At 70.3% G+C, this 15,090-nt stretch carries 14 protein-coding genes; 5 read left to right on the forward strand and 9 right to left on the reverse strand.

Annotation, left to right across the window (positions count from 1 at the left end; translation table 11 throughout):
• Positions 1 to 12: 12 nt before the first annotated feature.
• Entirely contained in the window at positions 13 to 915 is a 903-nt protein-coding gene (locus tag OVA26_RS15185) for a 1,4-dihydroxy-2-naphthoyl-CoA synthase (RefSeq protein ID WP_268104699.1), read from the reverse strand.
• Between the two features lie 104 nt (positions 916 to 1,019).
• Here OVA26_RS15185 and OVA26_RS15190 point away from each other — a divergent pair, with 104 nt between their 5' ends.
• Complete coding sequence (locus tag OVA26_RS15190) at positions 1,020 to 1,199, forward strand: hypothetical protein (protein ID WP_268104700.1); 180 nt, start codon at positions 1,020 to 1,022, stop codon at positions 1,197 to 1,199.
• Positions 1,200 to 1,239: 40 nt separating this feature from the next.
• On the opposite strand, the gene OVA26_RS15195 is transcribed toward OVA26_RS15190, so the two are convergent.
• Entirely contained in the window at positions 1,240 to 2,037 is a 798-nt protein-coding gene (locus OVA26_RS15195; RefSeq protein ID WP_268104701.1) for an LLM class F420-dependent oxidoreductase, read from the reverse strand.
• A gap of 94 nt (positions 2,038 to 2,131) precedes the next feature.
• On the opposite strand from OVA26_RS15195, the gene OVA26_RS15200 reads away from it, so the two are divergent.
• Positions 2,132 to 2,311 (forward strand): hypothetical protein, encoded by a 180-nt coding sequence (locus OVA26_RS15200; RefSeq protein ID WP_268104702.1) that lies wholly within the window; start codon positions 2,132 to 2,134, stop codon positions 2,309 to 2,311.
• A gap of 16 nt (positions 2,312 to 2,327) precedes the next feature.
• The gene (locus OVA26_RS15205) at positions 2,328 to 3,329 is read left to right on the forward strand and encodes an o-succinylbenzoate synthase (RefSeq protein ID WP_268104703.1); all 1,002 of its coding nucleotides are present in this window, start codon (positions 2,328 to 2,330) and stop codon (positions 3,327 to 3,329) included.
• Here OVA26_RS15205 and OVA26_RS15210 read toward each other — a convergent pair.
• The gene (locus OVA26_RS15210) at positions 3,316 to 3,942 is read right to left on the reverse strand and encodes a TetR/AcrR family transcriptional regulator (protein WP_268104704.1); all 627 of its coding nucleotides are present in this window, start codon (positions 3,940 to 3,942) and stop codon (positions 3,316 to 3,318) included. The genes OVA26_RS15205 and OVA26_RS15210 overlap by 14 nt on opposite strands.
• 116 nt (positions 3,943 to 4,058) lie before the next feature.
• On the opposite strand from OVA26_RS15210, the gene OVA26_RS15215 reads away from it, so the two are divergent.
• Together OVA26_RS15215 and OVA26_RS15220 are read left to right on the forward strand one after the other, a co-directional pair.
• Positions 4,059 to 6,947 (forward strand): MMPL family transporter, encoded by a 2,889-nt coding sequence (locus tag OVA26_RS15215; RefSeq protein WP_268104706.1) that lies wholly within the window; start codon positions 4,059 to 4,061, stop codon positions 6,945 to 6,947.
• Positions 6,944 to 8,986 carry a YhgE/Pip domain-containing protein gene (locus OVA26_RS15220; protein ID WP_268104707.1) on the forward strand — a complete coding sequence of 681 codons (2,043 nt, stop codon included), beginning with the start codon at positions 6,944 to 6,946 and terminating at the stop codon, positions 8,984 to 8,986. The genes OVA26_RS15215 and OVA26_RS15220 overlap by 4 nt, the downstream gene beginning before the upstream one ends.
• A 581-nt stretch (positions 8,987 to 9,567) precedes the next feature.
• Here the strand turns inward: OVA26_RS15220 and ccsB are convergent.
• From ccsB to OVA26_RS15250, 6 genes are all read right to left on the reverse strand, one after another.
• Positions 9,568 to 10,578, reverse strand: coding sequence for a c-type cytochrome biogenesis protein CcsB (gene ccsB / locus OVA26_RS15225; protein ID WP_144785988.1), 1,011 nt, complete (start codon positions 10,576 to 10,578; stop codon positions 9,568 to 9,570).
• 4 nt (positions 10,579 to 10,582) lie between these two features.
• Complete coding sequence (resB, locus tag OVA26_RS15230; protein ID WP_268104708.1) at positions 10,583 to 12,298, reverse strand: cytochrome c biogenesis protein ResB; 1,716 nt, start codon at positions 12,296 to 12,298, stop codon at positions 10,583 to 10,585.
• Positions 12,279 to 13,028, reverse strand: a complete 750-nt coding sequence (locus OVA26_RS15235) for a cytochrome c biogenesis CcdA family protein (RefSeq protein WP_268104709.1) — start codon at positions 13,026 to 13,028, stop codon at positions 12,279 to 12,281. The genes resB and OVA26_RS15235 overlap by 20 nt, the downstream gene beginning before the upstream one ends.
• Complete coding sequence (locus tag OVA26_RS15240; RefSeq protein ID WP_144785986.1) at positions 13,025 to 13,630, reverse strand: TlpA family protein disulfide reductase; 606 nt, start codon at positions 13,628 to 13,630, stop codon at positions 13,025 to 13,027. The genes OVA26_RS15235 and OVA26_RS15240 overlap by 4 nt, the downstream gene beginning before the upstream one ends.
• Positions 13,630 to 14,274 carry a histidine phosphatase family protein gene (locus OVA26_RS15245; RefSeq protein ID WP_268104711.1) on the reverse strand — a complete coding sequence of 215 codons (645 nt, stop codon included), beginning with the start codon at positions 14,272 to 14,274 and terminating at the stop codon, positions 13,630 to 13,632. Before OVA26_RS15245 ends, OVA26_RS15240 begins: the two co-directional genes overlap by 1 nt.
• A gap of 85 nt (positions 14,275 to 14,359) precedes the next feature.
• The gene (locus OVA26_RS15250) at positions 14,360 to 15,085 is read right to left on the reverse strand and encodes a DedA family protein (RefSeq protein ID WP_186316696.1); all 726 of its coding nucleotides are present in this window, start codon (positions 15,083 to 15,085) and stop codon (positions 14,360 to 14,362) included.
• Positions 15,086 to 15,090 lie beyond the last annotated feature (5 nt).

Here is a 15,090-nt window from a genome sequence, read left to right on the forward strand (position 1 = left end):
GGATTCCGGAGATCAGTAGTGCCACGGGACGTCGGACCAGTCGGGGTCGCGCTTCTCGAGGAACGAGTCGCGCCCCTCGGCCGCTTCGTCGGTGCCGTAGGCGAGGCGCGTCGCCTCGCCGGCGAACAGCTGCTGGCCGACGAGACCGTCATCGACGGCGTTGAAGGCGTACTTGAGCATGCGGATCGCGGTCGGCGACTTCGTCAGGATCGTGCGCGCCATCGCGAGGGCGTCGCGCTCGAGCTCGGTGTGCGGCACGACGCGGTTGACCGCGCCCATCTCATACGCGCGCTCGGCGGAGTACTCCTCGGCGAGGAAGAAGATCTCGCGCGCGAACTTCTGGCCGATCTGGCGCGCGAAGTATGCGGAACCGTACCCGGCGTCGAACGAGCCGACGTCGGCATCCGTCTGCTTGAAACGACCGTGTTCGGCGCTCGCGATGGAGAGATCGCACACGACGTTGAGCGAGTGCCCGCCGCCCGCCGCCCACCCGGGGACGACCGCGATGACGACCTTCGGCATGAACCGGATCAACCGCTGCACCTCGAGGATGTGCAGGCGACCCGCGCGACCGGGGTCGTGCACGGTCGTCTCGTCTTCGGAGTACTTGTAGCCGTCGCGACCGCGGATGCGCTGGTCGCCGCCGGAGCAGAACGCCCAGCCGCCGTCCTTGGGGCTCGGGCCGTTGCCGGTGAGCAAGACGACGCCGATGCGGTGATCCTGGCGCGCGATGTCGAGGGCGCGGTACAGCTCATCGACCGTGTGCGGGCGGAACGCGTTCCGCACCTCGGGACGATCGAAGGCGATACGCGCGACCCGACCGTCGTGCGTGACGTGGGCGGTGATGTCGGTGTAGTCCTCGGCGCCGGGCGCCAGGGTCCATTCCGCGGGATCGAAGAGCTCGGAGACGGTCACCCGTTCAGCCTACGCGCGGGGGTCGCCGCGAGGGCAGGCATGAAGGCGGTGGACGACCGCCGCCATGCCCCGTAGCTTGGACGACCCCGACGATCGGAGTCAGCATGACGAAGAAAGTGTCGATCCTGGGCCGCATCCGCGAGTACTTTCTCGGGGCGCCCGCACACGACCAGTCCGAGGACGCGCGGCGGTCGATGAACCACCAGAGCGAGACCGCGTTCTACAAGGGCGAGGCAGCGAAGACCTGGACGGGGACGTCTGGCGGCGCGCAGTTCAAGCCATGACGGGGGGCGGCGCCCCGAGATTCTCGGGGCGCCGCACCGTTCACGCGTTCTTGCTGTCGCGCCACCGCAGCCAGCGCTCGACGAGCGAGTAGTCCCACTCGGGACCTGAGAAGCCGAGCGTGAAGAGGCGCGTGCCGGCGTCGTAGAGGGCGTCGGCGACGTCTTCGTCGCGGTCCTTCAACTCGTTCGAGACGACGAGGCCCGACAGGTCGCGCTGCTCCGCCTCGGCCCACTTCTCGATCACACCAAACTTGTGCGGCAGTTCGTCGGGGGTGACGAAGCTGTGCCAGATGTCGGCGTGACGAGCGACGATGCGCAGGGTCTTCTGCTCCCCCTTGCCGCCGATCATGACGGGGATCTTGCGGGTGGGCGCCGGGTTGAGCTTGCCCCAGCGCGCGACGACCCGGTCGAGATCGGTCGCCAGAGCGTTGAGCCGCGAACCGGCGGTGCCGAAGTCGTAGCCGTACTCGTCGTAATCGCGCTGGAACCATCCCGATCCCGTGCCGAAGATGAAGCGACCCGTGTCGCCGCCCTTCTTGCTGATGTGGTCGACGGTGCGGGCCATGTCCGCCTGCAGGTCGGGATTGCGGTAGCTGTTGCAGTTGACGAGGGCGCCGAACTCGACGCGCTCGGTCTGCTCGGCCCAGGCGGAGAGCATGGTCCACGACTCGAAGTGCTCGCCTTCGGGGTCACCGTAGAGGGGATAGAAGTGGTCCCAGTTGAACAGGACGTCGACGCCCATCTCTTCGAGACGGAGGACGGCGTCGCGGATGTCGGAGTACTGCACGTGCTGCGGCTGGATCTGCACGCCGAGCCGGACGGGGGTATCGAAGAGCATGGCGTCAGCCTATGCCCGCCCTCCGACACCCGGGCGGGTGGATTCTCCGCTCGGTGCCGCGTAGCGTGGGACGGCCCCGACGATCGGAGTCAGCATGACGAAGAAGATGTCGAAGCTCGCGCGACTGCGCGATTACGTGTTCGGCCCGCGACGCACCCACGAGCAGTGTGAGGCGGCGAAGGAGTCGCTCGAGTCCACCCCCGACCTCTCCTCCTACACCGTCGAACGTCAGACGTTCTGGCTCGGCGGGTTCGGCGGCGGCGGGCCGCGCTGAGCGGCAGGATGAGGGCATGAGCACCGTCGCCCTCCCCTCGCTCGCCGAGATCCTCGACTCGGCGCGCGTCGTCTCCCTCCCGCTCGCCGCCCGCTTCCGGGGGATCGAGAAACGAGAGGCGCTCGTGTTCGAGGGCCCCGAGGGGTGGACGGAGTTCTCGCCGTTCGTCGAGTACGCCGATGCGGAAGCCGCGACCTGGCTCGCCGGGGCCATCGACTTCGGGTGGCGTCCGTCACCGCCGGCCGTGCGCGACCGCGTCGCCGTCAATGCCACGATGCCCGCGGTCGCGGCATCCGAGGTGCCGAGAATCCTCGCCCGGTATGACGGATGCCGCACGGTCAAGGTCAAGGTCGCCGAGGCGGGCCAGACGCTCGCTGCCGACGTGGCGCGCGTCCGAGCGGTCCGCGAGGCGATGGGGCCCGAGGGACGGGTACGCGTCGACGCGAACGGTGCGTGGAACGTCGACGAGGCCGAGCGAGCGGTCCACGCCCTCGCCGAGTTCGACCTCGAATACATCGAGCAGCCCTGCGCCGAGATCGAAGAGCTCGCCGAGCTGCGCGAGCGGATCGACTATCTCGACATCCCGATCGCGGCCGACGAGAGCGTCCGCAAGGCCGCCGATCCCCTGCGGGTAGCTCGTGCGGGTGCCGCCGATCTGCTCGTCATCAAGGCTCAGCCCCTCGGCGGCGTCCACGCGGCGCGCGAGATCGTCGCGCAGGCGGGGCTGCCCGCCGTCGTCTCCAGCGCCCTCGACACCTCGATCGGCCTGTCGATGGGGGTGGCGCTGGCGGCGGCGCTGCCCGACCTCGACTACGACTGCGGGCTCGGTACCGCCTCGCTGTTCACGGTCGATGTCGTGGCGTCCCCCCTCGTGGCCCGCGGCGGAATGCTGCCGCTCGAGCGCCCCCGCCCCTCGTCGTCCGACCTCGATCGGGTGGCGGCGACGGACGATCGACGGGAGTGGTGGCTGGACCGGCTGCGGCGGTGCTACGCCGCTCTCGAGATCACTCGAGGATGAGACGCACGATCTGAGCGAGTCGCTCCCCCAGCTGAGCGCGCGCGTCGGAGGGTGACGTTCCCGTCATGACGGCGGTCTCGGATGCCGAGATCCAGGCGGACAGCAGAAGCTCCGTCGCGGCGTCCGCGGGCAGTCGCAGAGTCAGCCCCCGCGCGTCGGCGATGTCGCGCACGAGCTGCGTGACGCTGTCGCACAGGGCGCCGTTCGATGAGAGGTAGGCCGCCGCGAAATCGGGGTTGCGCAGGGCCTGCACGCGCGTCTCGGCGCCGAGGAGGACGTCGAGGCGGTCCTCGCCCGCGACCTCGAGTACTTCTTGGACGAGATGGAGGACTTCGCCCGTGGCATCCAGTCCGCGGTCCTCGATCGAGGTGACCCGGTCGCGGACAGCGGCGATCGTGGTCTCGGCGGAGCGGGCGCAGAGGGCGAGGAAGAGTTCTTCCTTCGAGGCGAAGTTCGAATAGAACGCGCCGCGCGTGAACCCGGCGCGGTCGCAGATCGCCTCGACCGAGGCCGCGTCGATGCCGACCTCGGCGAACATCTCCGCGGCGGCGTCCATGAGGCGCGTCCGGGTATTCTCGCGCCGTCGTGAGGGGGCGGGTGCGGTGTCGGTCATCCGCGTCTCCTGTTCTGGGTGGACGTCCAGCTTCGGTCGCACCCTCGAGGTCTACGATACATTGATGTATCCGATACGGTGATGTATCGACTCGTTCACCGATCGTGGGAGCAGCCGTGTCGACATTTCTCTACACCCTGGGTCGCTGGTCGTTCCGCCACCCCTGGCGCGTTCTGACCGGCTGGCTCCTCATCCTCGTGATCGCCGGCGGCGGAGTCGCGGTGTTCGCGAAGGGGACGGACAACACCTTCTCGATCCCGGGCACCGAGTCGCAGGCCGGCCTCGAGATGCTCGGGCGCACCTTCCCCCAGGTGAGTGGAGCGAGCGCCGAGATCATCGTCGTCTCCGCGGACGGGGCGAGCGTTCGCGACCAGAGCTACCAGGACGCCATCCAGAAGACGACCGGCGACATCGGCACGCTCGACTTCGTCGAGGCCGTCACCGACCCCTACGACACCCGCGTGTCCGGCGGCATCTCCGACGACGGGCGCGCGGCGATCGTGCGCATCCAGTTCGCCGGGGAGTCGACGGCGGTGCCCGCCGACACCAAGGACGCCCTCCGCGACGCCACCACGGCACTCAGCACCGCCCTGCCCTCCGGATCCCAGGCGATCCTGGGCGGACAGCTCTTCGCCACCGAGATCCCCGGCGCCTCACTCACCGAGGCGCTCGGCGTCCTCATCGCCGCACTCGTGCTCATGGTGACGTTCCGTTCCTTCCTCGTGGCCGGGATGCCGCTGGCCACCGCGATCCTCGGCGTCGCCCTCTCGATCGGGCTCATCTTCATCGCGACGGGCTTCGCGACCGTGTCGTCGACCACTCCCCTGCTGGCGGTGATGCTGGGCCTGGCGGTCGGCATCGATTACGCCCTCTTCATCGTGTCGCGACATCAAGACCAGACGCGCGCGGGAATGGACCCCGAGGAATCGACCGCCCGTGCCGTCGGTACCGCCGGATCCGCGGTCGTGTTCGCCGGCATCACGGTGCTCATCGCCCTCATCGGCCTGAGCTTCGCCGGCATCCCGTTCCTGACGACCATGGGTATCGCCGCCTCCGTCGCCGTGGCGATCGCGGTCTGCGTGGGGCTCACGCTCACCCCGGCGTTCCTGGGATTCGCGGGGCACCGCGTCGTCGGCTGGGGATACAAGAAGCAGAAGAAGCGCTCCCGCACGGCCACCGCCGAAGACGACGCCGCGGCCGCGGAAGAGGCCGCCGCCGAAAGCGTGCGCCGCGCCTCCACCGCGGCCGTCCGCGCCCAGCGCAACGGGCCCGCCAAGCGCTGGGTCGGCCTGGTCACCCGGCATCCGGTCATCACCTCCGTCGCCGTGATCGGCCTGCTGGGCGTGACCGCGATCCCGGCCGCGTCCCTCGCGCTCACCCTTCCGAACGCCGGGCAACTCCCCCCGGGCGACGAGGCGCGCGTCGCCTACGAGCTGACCGACGAGTACTTCGGTCCCGGCGCCAACGGCCCCCTCATCATGACGGGCACGATCGTCACCTCGAACGACCCGCTGAATCTCATGACGAGTATCGGCGACGAGATCGCGAAGATCCCGGGGGTCGCAAAGGTCGCCCTCGCGACGCCGAACGCCACCGCCGACACCGGCATCGTGCAGATCGTGCCCGAGACCGCGCCGGACGACCCGCGCACCGCCGACCTCGTGCGCGAGCTCCGCGCGGCCGAGCCCCGCCTCTACGACCAGTTCGGCGTGCACCTGCTCGTCACCGGCTACACCGCCGTCACGATCGACATCTCCGACCAGCTCGGCGCCGCCCTGCTGCCGTTCGGCCTGTTCGTTGTGGGCCTCTCGCTCGTGCTGCTGATGATCGTGTTCCGCTCGATCTGGGTGCCCTTGACCGCCGCCGGCGGGTACCTGCTGTCGGTGGCCGCCTCGTTCGGCGTGGTCGCCGCGGTGTTCGAGTGGGGCTGGTTCGCCGACGCCCTGCACGTGGCCAAGGTCGGCCCCATCATCAGCTTCATGCCCATCGTCGTGATGGGCGTGCTCTTCGGCCTCGCCATGGACTACCAGGTGTTCCTCGTCTCGCGCATGCGCGAAGACTTCGTGCACGCCGAACGCGAGGGTCGCACGCCCCGCGAGGTGGCCCTCGGCGCCGTCCGCAGCGGCTTCTCGGCATCCGCCCGCGTGGTCGTCGCCGCCGCCGTGATCATGTTCGCCGTCTTCGTGGCGTTCGTGCCCGAGGGCGACTCGAGCCTCAAGCCCATCGCCCTGGGTCTCGCGGTCGGCGTCGCCGTCGACGCGTTCCTCGTGCGCATGACCCTGGTGCCCGCGATCCTCGCGCTGCTGGGGGCGAAGGCGTGGTGGATGCCCCGCTGGCTCGACCGCATCCTTCCCAAGCTCGACGTCGAGGGCGAGGCGGTCGAACGCGAGGTGCGCCTCGCCGACTGGCCGACCGAGTCCGGGATCGCGATCGCCGCCGACGATCTGCGCACGGTGGGAGCCTCGGATGCCGAGGAGCCCGTGTTCTCGGAGGTGTCGCTGCGCCTCGGGTACGGCGGAACGCTGCTCGTGACCGGCGAGACCCGCACGACGCGCGCCCTGCTTCTCGCGCTGTCGGGTCGCCTGTCGCAGATCGAGGGGCGCCTGCGCGTGGACGGACTCCTCATCCCCGAGCGCGCCGGAGCGGTGCGCTCCCGTGTCGGCGTCGCCCTGCTCGACGATCCCGCCGAGGCCGCCGAAGACGTCGCACGCGCCGCATCGCGTGGTACCCGGGTCGTGTTCGTGTCGGACATCGACCGCCTCGACGACGACACCAGCGACGACGTGGCCGAGGTGCTCCGCCGAGCCGGCACCGAGGCGCGCGAGCGCAGCGGCGACGACTCGTCGCCGTTCACGCTCATCGTGTCCGCCCGCGACGAACGCCGCGCGCTGGCCCTGCTGGCCGACGCTCAGCGTCCGGACGTGGCATCCCTGTCGCTGCCGACCCCGCGCCGGCATCGCCCCGAACCCGAAACCTTCGCCGATCTTTCCGAGGTGTTCGCATGACTCTCCCCGTCGAGCGCTCCCGCTCGCGCCGCCCCGTCACCTGGCTCACGCTCATCGGCGTCCTCCTGCTCCCGGCGGTGATCGGCGGCATCCTGGTCGGTGCGCTCTACAAGCCCACCGATCGACTCGAGAACATCACCGCCGCGATCGTGAACGACGACAAGGCCGTAGAGCTCAACGGCCAGCTCGTCCCCCTCGGGCGACAGCTCACCGGCGGTCTCGTGAAAGGCGCCGACGACCAGCCGAGCAACATCGACTGGGTCATCTCCAACGACGAGGACGCCGCTGCCGGCCTCAAGGACGGCACCTACACCGCGGTCGTGACGATCCCCGAGAACTTCACCGCAGCCTCGCTCTCGACCCGACCGGGCGAGACTCCCGAGAAAGCGACGATCGGCGTGCAGACGGCGCCCAACGCCCGCGTGGTCGACGGCGCGATCACCGGGGCGCTGGCATCCACCGCCTCCCAGGTCTACGGCAGCACCCTGTCGTCGCAGTACCTGAAGAACGTCTTCCTCGGTTTCACCACCCTGAGCGACCAGCTCGGCAGCGCAGCGAGCGGGGCTCACCAGCTCGCCGACGGGGCATCGCAGGCGTCCACCGGAGCGGCCGGCCTGCGCGACGGCCTCGGGCAGCTCTCGTCCGGGGCCACGGCCCTGGCCGACGGCGCGTCGAAGCTCGCCGCCGGTGCCGGCCCGCTTGCCAGCGGTGCCGACCAGCTCTCGAGCGGCGCGGGAGCGCTCGCCGGCGGAACACGCTCGGCGGCGGCCGGCGTCACCAAGCTCGCCGACGGCAACGCCGAACTGGCGAAGCAGATCAACGCTCTCGCCGCACAGATCCCGCCGAACTTCGCCCAGGACGCGCAACAGCTGTCGGACGCGGCGCCGCAGATCAACACCGCACTCACCGACGCCGCAGCCGCCCTGCAGAAGGCTGCCGACGAGTGCACCGGCACGCCCGAGCAGTGCGCCGCTCTGCGCACCGCATCGGACAACGCCAACGCGGCCCTGCCGAAGGCGAAAGAGACCGTGACGCAGATCGGCGGCCTCTCGGCCGAGGCCACCAAGCTTCCCGCGGGGGTCAGCGCCATCGCCGAGGCGAACCAGAAGCTCGCCGACGGCGGGTACGACGCGGCGAAGGGCATCACCACCATCGCCGGCGGCATGGACGGCATCGCCGGCGGAGCCACGAAGCTCGCCGACGGCGCGCGGCAGTTCGGCACGGGAGCCTCGGCTCTCGCCTCGGGCGCCGAGCAGGTGGCATCCGGAGCCTCCGGCGCCGAGACCGGGGCCGGCCAGCTCGCGGACGGCGTCAGCCAGGTCGCGACCGGCACGACATCTCTCGCGGATGGCCTGGACAGCGCGGTGTCGAAGCTCCCCACCTACACCGACGCCCAGGCTACGAACCTCGCCGACGTCGTCGCGGACCCCGTCTCTGCGACGGGCGGCAGCGACTCGCTCTTCGGCGTCGCCGCAGTCCCGCTGCTGGCCATGGCGGTGCTGTGGTTCGGCGCCCTCGCCTCGTTCGTCGTGTTCCAGGCCGTGTCGGCCCGCTCCCTGACCAGCCGCCGCCCCTCGGGCCTCGTCGCCCTGCGCGGCTTCGCCCCGGCGGCGATCGTCGGCGCGGTGCAGGGACTGCTGGTCGCGAGCGTGGTGCAAGTGGCATCCGACTACGCCTGGGGCGACTGGGCCGTGTTCGCGATGATCTGCCTTCTCGCCGGGGTCGCCTTCGCCGCCGTGAACCAGGCGCTCGTCGCGCTCCTCGGGGGCGCCGGACGATGGGTCTCCGCGATCATCGGGGCCCTCGCGCTCGCGACGAGCATCGTCTCGACGGTGCCGCCGGTCCTCGCGGCCTTCGCGTCGCTGCTGCCGACCTCGCCCGCCTACACGGCGATGCTCGGGGCACTGTCCGCGGCCGGCGGAGTGGGTGCGGGAGCGGCGGGACTCGTGGTCTGGGCGGTGCTGTCGATCGTCGTGACGACGCTGGTCGTGGTGCGTCGCCGGACGGTGTCGGCCCGCGCCGCCGCGATCGCGGCCTGAGTCCCGCGCCCGGGCGCGGGCCGCGCGGCGGCCTTCGCGCCCGTCCGCTCCCGCCCGCCCGAGCCCGGTCGCGCACGTCCACGTCCTGTGTCGGGGAACAGCAAGGCGCCGGTCCGTGACGCCCCGGGCACAACGGCGGGTCGATCGGCCGACACGCTGAGAGAACCGTCCCGCGGGCCGGTGCGTCGAGATACGCCCCGCCGTTGTGCACACCGAGGGCCGCGAATCCCCGGCACTCCGGGTCGTGACGTCTCGTCGGGCCCCGAGCACGCGGCATCCCGTCGCCCTCCTCGTACCCGCGCACAACGGCGGGCACTTTTGGCGACACACCGCGAGCACCGCCGCAGTACCCGGCGTTTCGCCATACGCCCCGTCGTTGTGCACGCCCCACCCCGTAACGGCTCCGCGCACGACGTATCCGCCCGCGCCCCGCGGCGTCCGCTCGACACCGAGCACCGAAGCCCGCCCCCGCGTCGTCTCCTCGACGCCGGGCAGCCGCTGCCCGCGCCCCGGCAGCCATCTCCCACAACAGAAAGGGCCCGCCCGGCTCACGCCGAACGGACCCTCCTCTGCGGCCTCTGTCAGGTGGTCAAGCCGCTGTAGGCATGCAGACCCTTGAAGAAGACGTTGACGATCGTGAAGTTGAACAGCACCGCGGTGAAACCGATGATCGACAGCCATGCCGAGCGGGTGCCGCGCCAGCCGCGGGTCGCGCGGGCGTGGATGTACCCGGCGTAGAGCACCCAGATGACGAAGGTCCAGACTTCCTTGGTGTCGAAGCCCCAGAAGCGGCCCCACGCGTCGTTCGCCCAGATGGAACCGGCGATGAGGGTGAAGGTCCAGAAGATGAACCCGACGATCGCGAAGCGGTAGGCGAGCGACTCGAGCGCGTCGGCGTTCGGAACCGTGCGGAGGAAGCTCCGCGTGGTCGCGGCGTCCGCGGGAGCCTCGGCGAGCTTGCGCTCGCGGCGCGTCTGGATGAGTTGAACGACCGACAACCCGAAGGCCAGAGCGAACAAGGCCGTCGCCAGGCTCGCGACGAACACGTGCACGACCAGCCACACCGACTTCAGCGGGTCGGCGAGCGGCACGACCTCGACGTGGAAGGCCAATGTGGCCCCGCCGAGCAGCAGCACGGCCAGGCCGGTCATCAGCGATCCGAGGAAGCGCAGGTCGAAACGCGTCAGCACGACGAGGTAGACCGCGATGATCAGCAGCAGACCGGTCAGCGCGAACTCGTACATGTTCGACCAGGGCACGCGCCCCGCGGCGACGCCGCGCAGGACCGTGGCGACCAGGTGGAACACGAAGCCCAACGCGGTGAGCACCGTTCCGAGGCGGGCCCAGAGGTAACGCGGCTTGGCGGAAGCGGTTCCGGATGCCGACGACCCCGCGGATCCGCCGATCACTCCCCCGCCGCCCGCGGTGACGAGCTCGCGCGCGACGACCTCGTCTTTCGCCTTCAGGGCGAGGTCGGAGCGTCGCGCCAGGTCGATGGCGTAGGCGAAGAACGCCAGCACGTAGATGGCGACCGCCGTCCACACCAGGAGGAGGGAGATCTCGTCGAGGAGAAGCGGGTCGGTTCCGGGCATGGTGTCAGTCTACTTTTCCGGTGTCGGGGTGGCTCTGGGTGGGAAGGGTCGCGCTGTGCTTGTCGACGAGCTGGTCGACGGCCGCCGCGAGGGTCGGATCCTCGCCTCGGGCGAGGCCGGCGTACTCGATCTCGACGGCGCCGGTCCGCGGCATCGCCTTGACCCACATGCGGCGACGGGGGACGAAGAGCGCGGCGAGCAGGCCGAGCAGGGCGAGGAGGGCGAAGCCCAGCACCCAGGGGCCGGCGAGGTCGCGGTGGATCGACAGCGAGGCGAAACGCTTGACGGATTGCTCGTACCCGACGGCACCGGCCGGGGCCTCGTTCTCGAAGGTGATCGTGCCCAGACCGTTCGGCAGGTTCTCGGTCTGACCGGGCATCAACTGCAGAGCCGGGGTGCCGCTGTCGCCGCCGGCGATCTGCGTCATGCCCGAGGGATCGAGCGTGTACACCGAGCGCGGGGTTCCGTCATCGATGCCGAGGTCGCCCTCGTACACGCGAAGGGTGAGCGTGGGGTACTCGAGAGCACCGTAGGTGGAGGTGAGGGCGCCCGAGTCGAGCACGTCCATCGTCGGGTAGAAGAAGCCGAGGAGCCCGAGCTGCTGCGGCAGCCCGTCGGCGACCTTGATGACGCCGAGCGAGGTCATGTTGGCATCCTGCGGCAGGAAGGCGACCGAGTCGTGGAACACCTCGTTGCCCTGGGCATCGCGGATCGTCACGGTCGGGGCGTATCCGTTGCCGAGAAGGTAGACGCGGTCGCCCTGGACGTCGAGGGGGTGGTTCACCCGCACCTCGCCGTCCTGCGGGTCGGCGCCCGGGGCCTGGGTGGTCACGTGCGCGACGAAGTTGCCGGCCTGCCCCGAGCCGGGTTGTCCCGGCGGCACGTACGTGACGTCGAACTTCTCGAGGGTCATCGAGTACGGCGTGAGGGTGTCGCCGCCCACGAAGCGGCCGGGGTTGAACGACGAGTAGTCGAGCAGGCTGTTGCTGAAGGCCTGCCCTTCGACGAGGACCCGCTGGCCGGTGTAGGTGAAGCCGCCACCGACGCCGACGGCGATCAGCACGCCGACGAGCGCCCCGTGGAAGAGCAGGTTGCCGGTCTCGCGGAGGTAGCCGCGCTCCGCCGAGACCGAGAAGGCGCCCCGCGAGTCGTAGCGCGCGACGCGGTAACCGCTCTTGCGCAGGTGGGCGGCGGCGCTCTCGACGGCCGCGGCGGCCGCGGCATCCGCATCGCCGTCCACCTCGATGGTGCGGGTGCGGTGGTCGTCCAGCCGAGACAGCCGGGCGGGCGTGCGCGGGGGCTGCGAGCGCAGGGCCTTCCAGTGGTGCGTGGTCCGCGGGAGGACGCACCCGATGAGCGAGATGAACAGCAGGAGGTAGATCGCCGAGAACCACGGCGAGCTGTAGACGTCGAACAGGCTGAGCTTGTCGAGGACCGGCGCGAGGTCGGGGTTGTCGGTGAAGTACTGCGTGACGCCGTTGGGGTCGGCGGTGCGCTGGGGCACGAGCGAGCCGGGGACTGCGGCGATCGCGAGGAGCAGCAGGAGCACCAGCGCGGTGCGCATGCTGGTCAGCTGCCGCCAGCCCCATCGCAACCAGCCGACCACCCCGAGGCGCGGCTGCGTGATGTCGTCCGCCGTGGAGTCGGCGTGGTCGGAGGGGCGCAGCGGGTCGGTCACGGTATTACCTCGGTCGGAACGATCAGAGCGGGAGCTGGACATTGCCGATCACCCCCTGCAGGGTCGACATCCACTGGCCCCAGAATCCGGTCACCATCAGCAGGCCGAGCACGATCAGGAGCGCTCCTCCGATGAGGTTCACGACGCGGATGTGCTTGCGCACGAACGCGACGGACTTGGTCGCCCACCCGAAGCCGAGGGCGAGGAGCAGGAACGGGATGCCGAGACCCAGCGAGTACGCCAGGCCCAGGAGCGCGGCCCGGCCCGGGTCGCCCAGGTTGTAGGACACCGAGATGATCGCGGTCAGCGTGGGGCCGATGCACGGCGTCCACCCGATTCCGAGGGCGATGCCCAGCAGCGGGGCCCCGATGAGGCCGAGGTTGCCGCGCGACTGCATCCGCACCGACCGCTGAGCGAGACCGAAGAGACCGATGAAGACCAGTCCCATGATGATGATGACGACGCCCATGACGCGGGTGATGAGGTCGGCGTACTCGATGAAGAAACTGCCGAGCGCTCCTCCGAGGACGTTGATCGCCATGAACACGAGGGTGAACCCGGCGATGAACAACAGGGTCCCGCCGAGCAGGCGGCCCTTGCCGGAGGCGGATGCCGAACCCCCGCGCGGCGCCACGGCTCCGCCGATGTAGCCGAGGTACCCCGGCACGAGCGGAAGCACGCACGGCGACAGGAAGGAGATGAGGCCGGCGGCCAGGGCGATGGGAACGGCGATCCACAGCGCCCCGTCGAAGACGAGGGCGCCCGGGTTCACGCGTTCTCCGCGACCAGCGTGCGCACGATCGACTCGAGGATCGACGCCTCGGGCAGCTCGCCGACGATGCGAGCGGCGACGCGCCCCTGCTTGTCGAGCACGAGGGTCGTGGGGGTCGCGTTCAACGGCGTCGCACCGGTGAAGGCGAGCTTGAGCTGGGCGTCCCCGACCGCCATGGCGCTGGAGTACGACACCCCGTGGTCGCGCGCGAACGACAGGGCCGTGGCCGGCTGGTCGTACGTATTGATGCCGAGGAAGGCAACGTCCTGACCCTGGAAGGTCTGGTAGGCCTGCTCGAGGCGCGGGGCCTCGATGATGCACGGGCCGCACGTGGCGTACCAGAAGTTCACGACGAGCACCTTGCCCGCGAAGTCGGCGCTCGACACCGGGGAGCCGTTGTCGAGGGTGCCCGCGAAGTCGACGGGCTCCTTGCGATTCTCGGGGGCGATCTCGTCGGTCTGGAACCCGTTGGCGGCGATGTAGCCCTTGTTGTCGCCGGCCCGGTACTGGTCGGCGAGGGGGTCGGCGGTGCAGGCCGACAGCCCGGCGACCAAGGTCGCCGCGGCGAGGATCGAGCCCGCGGCGGTGAGGATTCTGCGCATCAGACGGCTCCTACATCGACGGCTCCGGCGGTGCTCGCCGGCTCGGCGTACGCCACCTCGACCCAGCGCGTCGAGCCGTCGGCGCCGTCTCGCCGTTCGAAGCTCGTCACGCTCGACAGCGCGCAACGGCGCTTGCGGGGGTCGTGGCGGGTGGGTTGCTGGGACAGGGCGAGGTGAGTCACCCAGATGGGGAGTTGGTGCGAGACGACGACCACGTCGCCCGAGGGGACGCGGTCCCAGGCGTCGGTCATCGCGGCCGTCATGCGGGCGACGATCCGCTCGTAGGGCTCGCCCCAGCTCGGAACGGCCGGCCGGCTCAGGTGACGCCAGTTGAGCGGGTTCGCCAGGGCCTGCTTCATGCGCCGCCCCTCGAAGACGTTGGTCGGCTCGATGACGCGGTCGTCGATGAACGGCTCGGCGCCGAACAACTCCACGAACGGCTCCGCCGATTCGCGCGTGCGCTGCAGGGGCGAGACCACCAGGGCCGAGACCGGACGGTCGAGACCCTTCACGTGCTCGGCCGCCTGACGCGCCATGCGGCGACCGTCGACGCTCAGGCCGAATCCGGGGAGCCGACCGTAGAGCACGCGACGGGGGTTGTGGACCTCTCCGTGGCGCACGAGATGAAGGCGGTCGGCGGGCACGACGCCAGTCTACGGGCGGGTTCTGTGGTCTGACTGAGTCCGGATGCCGGTTGCCTCGACGTGGAGATAACCGACCGAGCGACGCTCAGGCGTCGTGCTGAGCGGCGGGAGCGTCGTCGCGATCGCCGGCGCGCTTGGAGGCGAGCAGCGAGCGGACACGCGAGTACAGGAACCATGCGAGCCCGATCGCGACCGCGGCGATGACCACGTACTGCAGGATCGACGCGTACTCCTCGACGATGTGCCAGTTCTCGCCCAGCAGGAAACCCGAGAGCACGAAGATCGTGTTCCAGATGAGGCTTCCCGCTCCGGTGAGCAGACCGAAGCGCCACATCGGCATCTTCGACACCCCCGCGGGGATCGAGATGAGACTGCGGAAGATGGGGATCATCCGCCCGAAGAACACGGCCTTGCCGCCGTGGCGCTCGAACCACGCCACCGTCCGGTCGACGTCTTCGGGGTGCAGCAGCGGCATCTTCGCGGCGAACGAGCGCAGCCGCGCCGCTCCGAGCCAGCGGCCGAGACCGTAGAGCATGAACGCGCCGACGACCGAGCCGATCGTCGTCCACAGCAGCGCCTCGAATAGCGTGAAGGAGCCGCGACTGGCGGTGAGCCCGGCCATCGGCAGAACGACCTCGCTGGGAAGCGGGGGGAAGAGGTTCTCGAGGGCGATCGCGACACCGGCCCCGATGGGCCCGATGATCTCCATGAGCGAGACGGTCCAGTCCGCGAGCGACGTCAGCCAGGACTGCCCCTCCCCGGAGCCGGAGGTCGACCGCAACGGGGCGAGAGAGAGGGTGGTGTCGGTCATCGGGT

The sequence above is a fragment of the Microbacterium sp. SL62 genome (assembly GCF_026672635.1).
GTDB classification, from domain to species: Bacteria; Actinomycetota; Actinomycetes; order Actinomycetales; family Microbacteriaceae; genus Microbacterium; species Microbacterium testaceum_A.

Excerpts from the sequence above, each read along its gene's own strand:
- OVA26_RS15240 (WP_144785986.1), bottom strand. The coding sequence starts at position 13,630 with ATGCGCAGAATCCTCACCGCCGCGGGCTCGATCCTCGCCGCGGCGACC.
- ccsB (WP_144785988.1), bottom strand. The coding sequence starts at position 10,578 with ATGCCCGGAACCGACCCGCTTCTCCTCGACGAGATCTCCCTCCTCCTG.
- OVA26_RS15210 (WP_268104704.1), bottom strand. The coding sequence starts at position 3,942 with ATGACCGACACCGCACCCGCCCCCTCACGACGGCGCGAGAATACCCGG.
- OVA26_RS15190 (WP_268104700.1), top strand. The coding sequence starts at position 1,020 with ATGACGAAGAAAGTGTCGATCCTGGGCCGCATCCGCGAGTACTTTCTC.
- OVA26_RS15200 (WP_268104702.1), top strand. The coding sequence starts at position 2,132 with ATGACGAAGAAGATGTCGAAGCTCGCGCGACTGCGCGATTACGTGTTC.
- OVA26_RS15205 (WP_268104703.1), top strand. The coding sequence starts at position 2,328 with ATGAGCACCGTCGCCCTCCCCTCGCTCGCCGAGATCCTCGACTCGGCG.
- OVA26_RS15195 (WP_268104701.1), bottom strand. The coding sequence starts at position 2,037 with ATGCTCTTCGATACCCCCGTCCGGCTCGGCGTGCAGATCCAGCCGCAG.
- resB (WP_268104708.1), bottom strand. The coding sequence starts at position 12,298 with ATGTCCAGCTCCCGCTCTGATCGTTCCGACCGAGGTAATACCGTGACC.
- OVA26_RS15250 (WP_186316696.1), bottom strand. The coding sequence starts at position 15,085 with ATGACCGACACCACCCTCTCTCTCGCCCCGTTGCGGTCGACCTCCGGC.
- OVA26_RS15220 (WP_268104707.1), top strand. The coding sequence starts at position 6,944 with ATGACTCTCCCCGTCGAGCGCTCCCGCTCGCGCCGCCCCGTCACCTGG.